We start from the raw sequence: 7,413 nt of genomic DNA, 5'->3' as shown, positions 1-7,413 counted from the left end.
TTGAAATACATTAGAAGTTTGAGCTCCATTGCCAATATTGTATGTGTATGGTATATTACCACCATTTGCTACAACCGTAATGCTGCCATTGGTTTCATTACCACACAATGAAGGTGTATAACTGCTTACATTTAATGTTAACAAGGGTGGTTGATTAAGGCTGGTGTTAAATACAGCCGTACAATGATTTGCATCTGTAACGGTTACAGTGTAGTTGCCGGCAATTAAATGATTAATGGGGTTCCCTGTTGCACCCGTATTCCAATTATACGAGTATTGCGGAGTACCTCCATTTACATTAATAGTTATAGAGCCGTTGTTGTAACCATAGCAAGTTGGTGGGTTAGTACTAAAAGTAGCTGTTATTTTTTGTGGCTGAGGGACAAACACCGTAGCAACCGTTGTACAATTATTAGCATCGGTAATAGTGCAATAATATGTGCCAGAAATTAAGTTTGTTAAAAAAGATGACGTAGCACCTGTATTCCATTGATAAAGGTAATAGGGAAAGTTTTCGAAAAATGGAGTGCCTCCTGATACAGTGAGAGAAATACTTCCATCATTACCAGCAAAGCAGCTTACAGATGTTATACTTGCTGTATATTGAATAGCTGACGGCTGTGTAATAACAACTTGTGTGGTAGCTGTACATCCGTTTGCATCGGTAACTGTAACAGCGTATGTACCGGCAGTAAGGTTGAAAATAGTTTGAGTTGTCTGTCCGTTACTCCAAATGTATTGAAAAGGAGGAATTCCACCCGTGGCGTTTACTGTAGCTGTTCCATTATTACCATGGTAACATGAAACAGGAGTAAAACTTGCATTTACATTTATTGTAGGGCTTTGAGTAACTGTTACTGAAGCAGTATTGGTACAACCCTGACTGCTTGTAACTGTAACCGAGTATGTACCGCCCTGATTAACAGTAATTGACTGACTTGTTGAATTATTGCTCCAGAGATACGAAGTTGCATTTGTTTGAGCGGTTAAGATTGATGTACCACCTGAGCAAATATTTGTATTTCCAGTTATTGTAAGCGTTGGGCTATCATACTGTATTACATTAATAGTACCTATACCAGTACAACCATGTGCATCTGTTACAGTTACAAAATATGTTCCTGGTTGAGAAATAGTTATTGTTTGTGTGGTAGCACCGGTATTCCAAAGATAACTACTATAACCAATGCCCGCATTTAAAACAGAGGTATTTCCCTGACATAAATTTGGAGATTGTGTAATAGTGGGTGTAGGTGGTGGTAATACTATTAAAGATAAATAATATGGATTATTAGTATTAGATATTTCATTATAAACATATAACACTAAGTTATAATTTCCTGCTATAGTAGGCGTAAATGTTGTTTGCCATACTTCATACTGTCCATAATTTGTAACCTGTGTAAAATCGTAAGTCCCTGAAATACCATGCTCTCCGTTTATATCAACATGCCATTCGTTTATACCACCACACATTTCACAAAAATATATAGTAACTGGCTCTCCTAAACAAATAGTTTTTTCTTTACACCATGATGGATCGGGATTTGCATCAGAACAATAAGGATGTCCCGGAGCTTCAAAACATACTGAATACATACAAGTTTTTACTTCTTTTAATAAAGAAAATCCCGAAGTATTATTATTCTCATCTGTTGCCGTAGCCACTACATATTGATATGTAGTTTGAATAGGCAATTGCCAATTACCATAACCATCCGTAGTAGTACTACCAAGATATTCATTTGCCTGCTCAGCTCCGGTCCCTTCAAATACCTCAATAATATCACCGGGTGCAGAAGTACCGGAAAGAGTATCGTTCTGATACGAGGTTATAACAGGGGGAAGTTTATCGTTATTACTCCCTAACGTCCATATGGCTATTGGATTATTATATATCCGATTACCAGACATGCGGATATAATTTGAACTTGACAAGAAGATACCCCTTGTTCCACAATTTGTAATGGTATTGGGCTGATTTTGTAAAGTGCCCCCAATATTAACATAATGACTATTTTCTATCATAATTCCATAGTTCTCAATATTGGTTGAGTTGCTTCCGGTGCCTATGAAGTTTCCATAAATGTTTGTCCATTGTATTCCTGCTAAAAGAACCCTGATGCCAACAGTAGCGGTATTGTTTACTCCATTTTCAATATGATTAATCACATTCTCACTTATTTCGTTTGAACTCAAAGGAGTGCTTATTACTATACCATGATAAAGAAAATTTTCAATAGAAAGCCCTTTTATAGAAATATTAGTTTTATATGCCTGAAAACAACTACCAAGTATATTTTGACCATTTATATTAATAACAGGAGAGCCAAACGAATATCCCTGCTGACTTGTACCGTCTATAATTATTGTAGAAAAATCATTAATAATCATAGGTAATTCATAATTAAGCATAATATCGTGTGTGCCGGTACCGGGTATATTAAAATTAATAACGATGTAATTTTCGTGTATTGTATTTGCTTTTCGTATAGCCCATTGCAAGGTCCCGTACATTTCGGTATCGCAAAGGCTATCTACCACATTGAATGGATGTTCAAACGGGTCGGGATCTGTTGTTTTTGTTACAGTTAAAAATGTTTGCGAATAAGCCAATGGTATGCTTATGATAATAGCTAATAATAAAACTATTGTTTTCATATACTAAATGTTTAAATTATTTGACAAAATATAATTTATTGGAATCAGTTCCGTTCACATCTTTTACAAAAAGTGTGATATAATTATAGGCAGCATTTTGTGCCGGCGTTAATTCAATTTTTATTTCTGCATTATAATTATTAATAGGTGTCTGCATACCATTATATAATATATAATAATTACCTGCATTTTCAATTATATTTGCTTCTATTGAATATATATCGCCAAGATTTTGAGTTGTTCCAAAAAGAACAAAAACCTTTGAAGCAGTATTTGAATTTTTAATCTTAAATCGGACATCAAGAGTCGTATTAGATGATTGCCCCGAAACACTATCGGTTTTAATAATTGGTATTACGCTCAAATCGAGCAGTTTAATTTGCGCAGTGGCAAAAAATGTCATTAAACAAATGAATGACGTAAAAAATAATTTTTTCATAGTATTAACTTTTTTTTAAAGATTTTATGAATGAAATATACAACTATTTTTTCAAAAAACCAAATCCAACTGTACAATAACAACGACAAACTACATGTTGTTATTTACCATTTACACAATTGCCTAAAATAGAATGTAAAAAAACGTCGAATTAGAAAATCGATTTACCAAGTTATAATTAGGGCAATTGAATGAACACAGAATAATGAATTTTTCATTGATTAACAAACAAATGTTTAAATCTACTTATCCGCTTTGGTATAGATGTATTGATTTTTATTTTACCTTTGAAAAAAAAATATGTCAATTTATCGTGATTTATCAACCAATCGTTCCTTTTTTTTGATAGCAGGACCTTGTGTTGTTGAAAATGAAGAAGTTACTTTTCAAGTAGCCGAATCGCTTAAGAAAATCTCTCACGAACTCGAAATTCCTTTTGTCTTCAAAGCCTCGTACCGCAAAGCCAATCGCAGCGGCATCAACTCTTTTGCAGGTATTGGCGACCATGAAGCATTGCGTATTCTACAAAAAGTGAAACAACAATTGCAATTGCCTGTAATCACCGATATCCACTTACCCGAAGAAGCAGCACTGGCAGCTCAATATGTAGATATACTCCAGATTCCTGCATTTCTTTGCCGTCAGACCGATTTGTTGCTGGCCGCCGCTAAAACCATGTTGCCCGTTAACATAAAAAAAGGGCAATTTCTTGCACCCGAAGCTATGAAGTTCGCTGCTGAGAAAGTAAAATCAGTCGGAAACAACAATATTTTCCTTACAGAACGTGGTACTACTTTTGGTTACGGCGACCTAGTTGTTGATTATCGCTCTATACCTACCATGCAAAAGCTTGGATATCCGGTAATACTCGATTGCACACACTCGCTCCAGCAACCCAACCAAAATTCTGGCGTAACGGGAGGCGTTCCACAATTCATCCCCACCATTGCCAAAGCAGGAATTGCAGCAGGCGTGAACGGTATTTTTATAGAGACACATCCCGACCCTTCCAAAGCATTGTCTGACGGTGCCAATATGCTACCTCTTAAAGATGTTTATCAACTATTATACACGTTAAAGAAAATACATCGTTCCATTAATGAGTAGTTTATTAAATAACGACATCCGTTTGCTTGTAGAAGATCAAATTAAACGCTATTTGGGTTCAACTTTTAACCACTTAATTGCCCTTCCGCTAAGTGGCTCCAATCGATTTTACTTTAGAGTTATATTAAATAAAGGTACTTTGATTGCTACTTACAACGAAGATATCTTAGAAAATGAAGCATTCTTTTACTTACAAAAGTTTTTTTATAATTTATCGCTCCCAGTACCTCAAATAGTTCATATCTTTGATAATAAAAAACTTTATTTACAAGAAGATTTGGGCGATACTACACTGTATCAGCTTTTAACCGAAGACCGAAAAAAAAACAATACCATAAGCCCTGAAATAAGTCAACGCTACAAACAAGTTATTGACGATTTAATACAATTTCAACTTTCTGCAGAAAAAGGGCTTGATTTTAGTCATTGTTATCCAGTTGAAGCATTTGATTCGCAAGCCATACAGTGGGATCTTAATTATTTCAAATACATGTTCCTAAAATTGGTTCATGCTCCTTTTAACGAAAAAAAACTAGAAGAAGAATTTCAAAAACTTATTCAAGATGCGTCCACTGCTCAGAATTGTTATTTTATGTTTCGCGATTTTCAATCACGAAATATTATGATAAAAGACAATAAACTTTACTACATCGATTTTCAGGGAGGTCGCCGAGGACCCATTTTTTACGATATTGCTTCGCTGCTTTTTGACGCAAAAGCTGAACTGCCTTTTTCGTTTCGCAATAAACTTATTCAATATTATATATCGCAGATAAGCAATCGTATTCCGATAAATAAAGAACAAGCACTGCAACAGTACTATATTTTTGTTTTTATACGAATTCTTCAAGCACTTGGAGCATACGGCTATAGAGGTCTTTTTGAGCAAAAAGAGCATTTTATTAAAAGCTTTGCCCCTGCTTTTAAAAATCTCAAATATCTTTTTAAAGTTTCTCATATAAAATCAGAATTCCCTTACATTGCCTCACTTATTGAACAACAGTTTGAAAACCCCAACCTTATAAGCTTACAAAAACCTTCTTCGGATAAACTAACTGTAACCATTACAAGTTTTGCATATAAAAACGGATATCCCATCGATTCATCGGGTAATGGTGGTGGCTTTGCTTTTGATTGTCGCGCTTTGCCTAATCCTGGTAAAATAGAGCATCTAAAACATTTTACAGGAAAAGACTCACCTGTCAAGGAATATATGGAACAATTCGACGAAGTAAAAAAATTCATCTCGGCCTGTCAACAGTTAGTCGAAGAAAGTATTAAAAAGTATATCGAACGTAATTTTGAACATCTTATGGTAAATTTTGGATGTACGGGTGGACAACATCGTTCTGTTTATTGTGCCGAAAAGCTGGCAAAAAAAATAAGAGAGAAATTCGATATAAATATTAAAGTAATTCATACAAATCAACAAAATTGGGAATTGAAGTAATATGGCAACAGCAATGATTTTTGCAGCTGGACTAGGCACTCGCTTAAAACCTTTAACCAATACCATCCCAAAAGCATTAGTAGAAGTTAACCAGAAAACTTTGCTCGAACATGTTATTGCTCATTTAGCACAACACCAAATACAAAATATTGTGGTAAATGTTCATCATCATGCCGAAAAAGTTATTCATCAAACCATAATACTCGCTAAAAAATATAATGTAAATATTCAAATCTCTGACGAAAGAGAAAAACTTTTAGAAACAGGCGGTGGTTTAAAAAAGGCTTGCAATCTTTTAAAACATGAGCCTTATTTTATTGCATACAACGTCGATATTTTGAGTAATTTAAATTTATCAGAGCTTTTAACATATCATGAAAAAAATCAAAACTTAGCCACCTTAGTTGTTCGAAGCCGTAAAACCAATCGATATTTTTTATTTAATGAATATCATGAATTATGTGGTTGGAAAAATATGGCTAATAACGAAATAAAACTTACGAACACTAAAATACAACGACTTGTTCCATTGGCTTTTAGTGGTATTCAAGTCATAAATAACGAAATGTTACAACTACTAGAATCATGGGGCGAAGTATTTTCAATAACCGAAGCTTACATTAAACTATGCACTTTTTACAAAATTAAAGCTTTTATTGATAATGAATCATTTTGGATGGATATAGGTACCCCCGAAAAATTGTCGGAAGCAAATAAAATTTTGTCAGCTAAAGAATAATAATTAAATTGCTCAAAAATTTTATACATATGAAGAAATTATTTTATTTTTTATCTATTTTAATAATTACAAGTTCTTGTAATTTTAACAAATCTGTAAGTTTTGATGCTAACTTAAATATTAAATCGCAAGGCGATGGTATCAGTTGCGAAAATATAACGATTACTGATAAAAAACAAAGAGAATTCAAAACTTCGACCTTTATATATGGGCAGGAAATTTTCTTTAATTTCAATCAGGTAGAAGGCTTAGTCAAAGAAAACAATCGAGTCTTTCCCGGTCTTAAGCTTTTAATTTTATCTGCTAGTAATGATACTGTTTTATATTCGGACGACTTGTACGCCGAAATCGAAGAAGGTTTTGACTATTCGCCACTTAAGCTTACTGCCAATATTACTTTTGCTAACCCCATGCATTCGAATCAAAAATATACTGCATATTTAATGATTTGGGATAAAAAAGGAACTGGAACTTTTAAAGTAGAATTTCATTTTAATATAACTCCTAATCCCAATATTAAAGTAAAAACAAAGAATGTAAGTTATAAAGAAATATATCTTTTTGATAATACCGATAATTTAACCATTACCGATAATATTATTGATACTAATAAAAAAATATATATTTTATTTGAAGGACTGGATGGCTTTGTTGCCAAAAACGATAGCATTAATTGTGGTATTAGTTTGAGAGTTAGCGATAAAAATGGAAATATTATGCTTGACGAAAGCGATCTTATGAAAAATTCAAAAATGTCTGTCAAGGAATTTACATCACAGGTAGCACCCTTTTTCCTGACTTCGCCAATTTTAATCAATTTTTAATTTTTTAAAAAAGTTAAATATTTAAATATCAATAAGAAACATTTTTTTAATTAAAAAATCGCGTTTGTAGTGCCTAATATAAATTTGTATTTGTTTTTCTAAAAAATATGTTTTATATTTGCAGCATGTTTGTACGAATTAAAACATCACCGAATTCGCCCAAAAAAGCCGTTCAAATAGTTGAGAATGTGCG

6 protein-coding genes are annotated in these 7,413 nt (G+C 33.3%); 4 read left to right on the top strand and 2 right to left on the bottom strand.

Going from position 1 to position 7,413, the window contains the following annotated elements:
* Positions 1–2,661: hypothetical protein (locus HPY79_11990; GenBank protein ID NSW46525.1), on the bottom strand; the 2,661-nt coding region annotated here is incomplete at its 3' end.
* Positions 2,662–2,677: 16 nt separating this feature from the next.
* Positions 2,678–3,100: a hypothetical protein gene (locus tag HPY79_11985; GenBank protein NSW46524.1), complete on the bottom strand. Its 423-nt coding sequence runs from the start codon at positions 3,098–3,100 to the stop codon at positions 2,678–2,680.
* Positions 3,101–3,400: 300 nt separating this feature from the next.
* Between HPY79_11985 and kdsA the strand changes: the two genes are divergently transcribed.
* From kdsA to HPY79_11965, 4 genes are read left to right on the top strand one after another with little or no spacing between them, the layout of a single operon-like run.
* Entirely contained in the window at positions 3,401–4,207 is an 807-nt protein-coding gene (kdsA, locus tag HPY79_11980; GenBank protein ID NSW46523.1) for a 3-deoxy-8-phosphooctulonate synthase, read from the top strand.
* On the top strand, positions 4,200–5,657 hold the full coding sequence (locus HPY79_11975; protein NSW46522.1) for a phosphotransferase: 1,458 nt from the start codon (positions 4,200–4,202) through the stop codon (positions 5,655–5,657). The genes kdsA and HPY79_11975 overlap by 8 nt, the downstream gene beginning before the upstream one ends.
* Position 5,658: 1 nt before the next feature.
* Positions 5,659–6,396: an NTP transferase domain-containing protein gene (locus HPY79_11970; protein NSW46521.1), complete on the top strand. Its 738-nt coding sequence runs from the start codon at positions 5,659–5,661 to the stop codon at positions 6,394–6,396.
* Between the two features lie 29 nt (positions 6,397–6,425).
* Entirely contained in the window at positions 6,426–7,220 is a 795-nt protein-coding gene (locus HPY79_11965; GenBank protein NSW46520.1) for a hypothetical protein, read from the top strand.
* Positions 7,221–7,413 lie beyond the last annotated feature (193 nt).

The organism is Bacteroidales bacterium, from assembly GCA_013314715.1.
Classification (GTDB): Bacteria; Bacteroidota; Bacteroidia; order Bacteroidales; family GWA2-32-17; genus Ch61.
Note: the sequence above shows the minus strand (reverse complement) of the source record. Positions and strands in the feature narration are given on the sequence as shown.

What these genes read in the sequence shown, in the direction of transcription:
- HPY79_11985 (NSW46524.1), bottom strand. Translation starts at nt 3,100, where the DNA reads ATGAAAAAATTATTTTTTACGTCATTCATTTGTTTAATGACATTTTTT.
- kdsA (NSW46523.1), top strand. Translation starts at nt 3,401, where the DNA reads ATGTCAATTTATCGTGATTTATCAACCAATCGTTCCTTTTTTTTGATA.
- HPY79_11975 (NSW46522.1), top strand. Translation starts at nt 4,200, where the DNA reads ATGAGTAGTTTATTAAATAACGACATCCGTTTGCTTGTAGAAGATCAA.
- HPY79_11970 (NSW46521.1), top strand. Translation starts at nt 5,659, where the DNA reads ATGGCAACAGCAATGATTTTTGCAGCTGGACTAGGCACTCGCTTAAAA.
- HPY79_11965 (NSW46520.1), top strand. Translation starts at nt 6,426, where the DNA reads ATGAAGAAATTATTTTATTTTTTATCTATTTTAATAATTACAAGTTCT.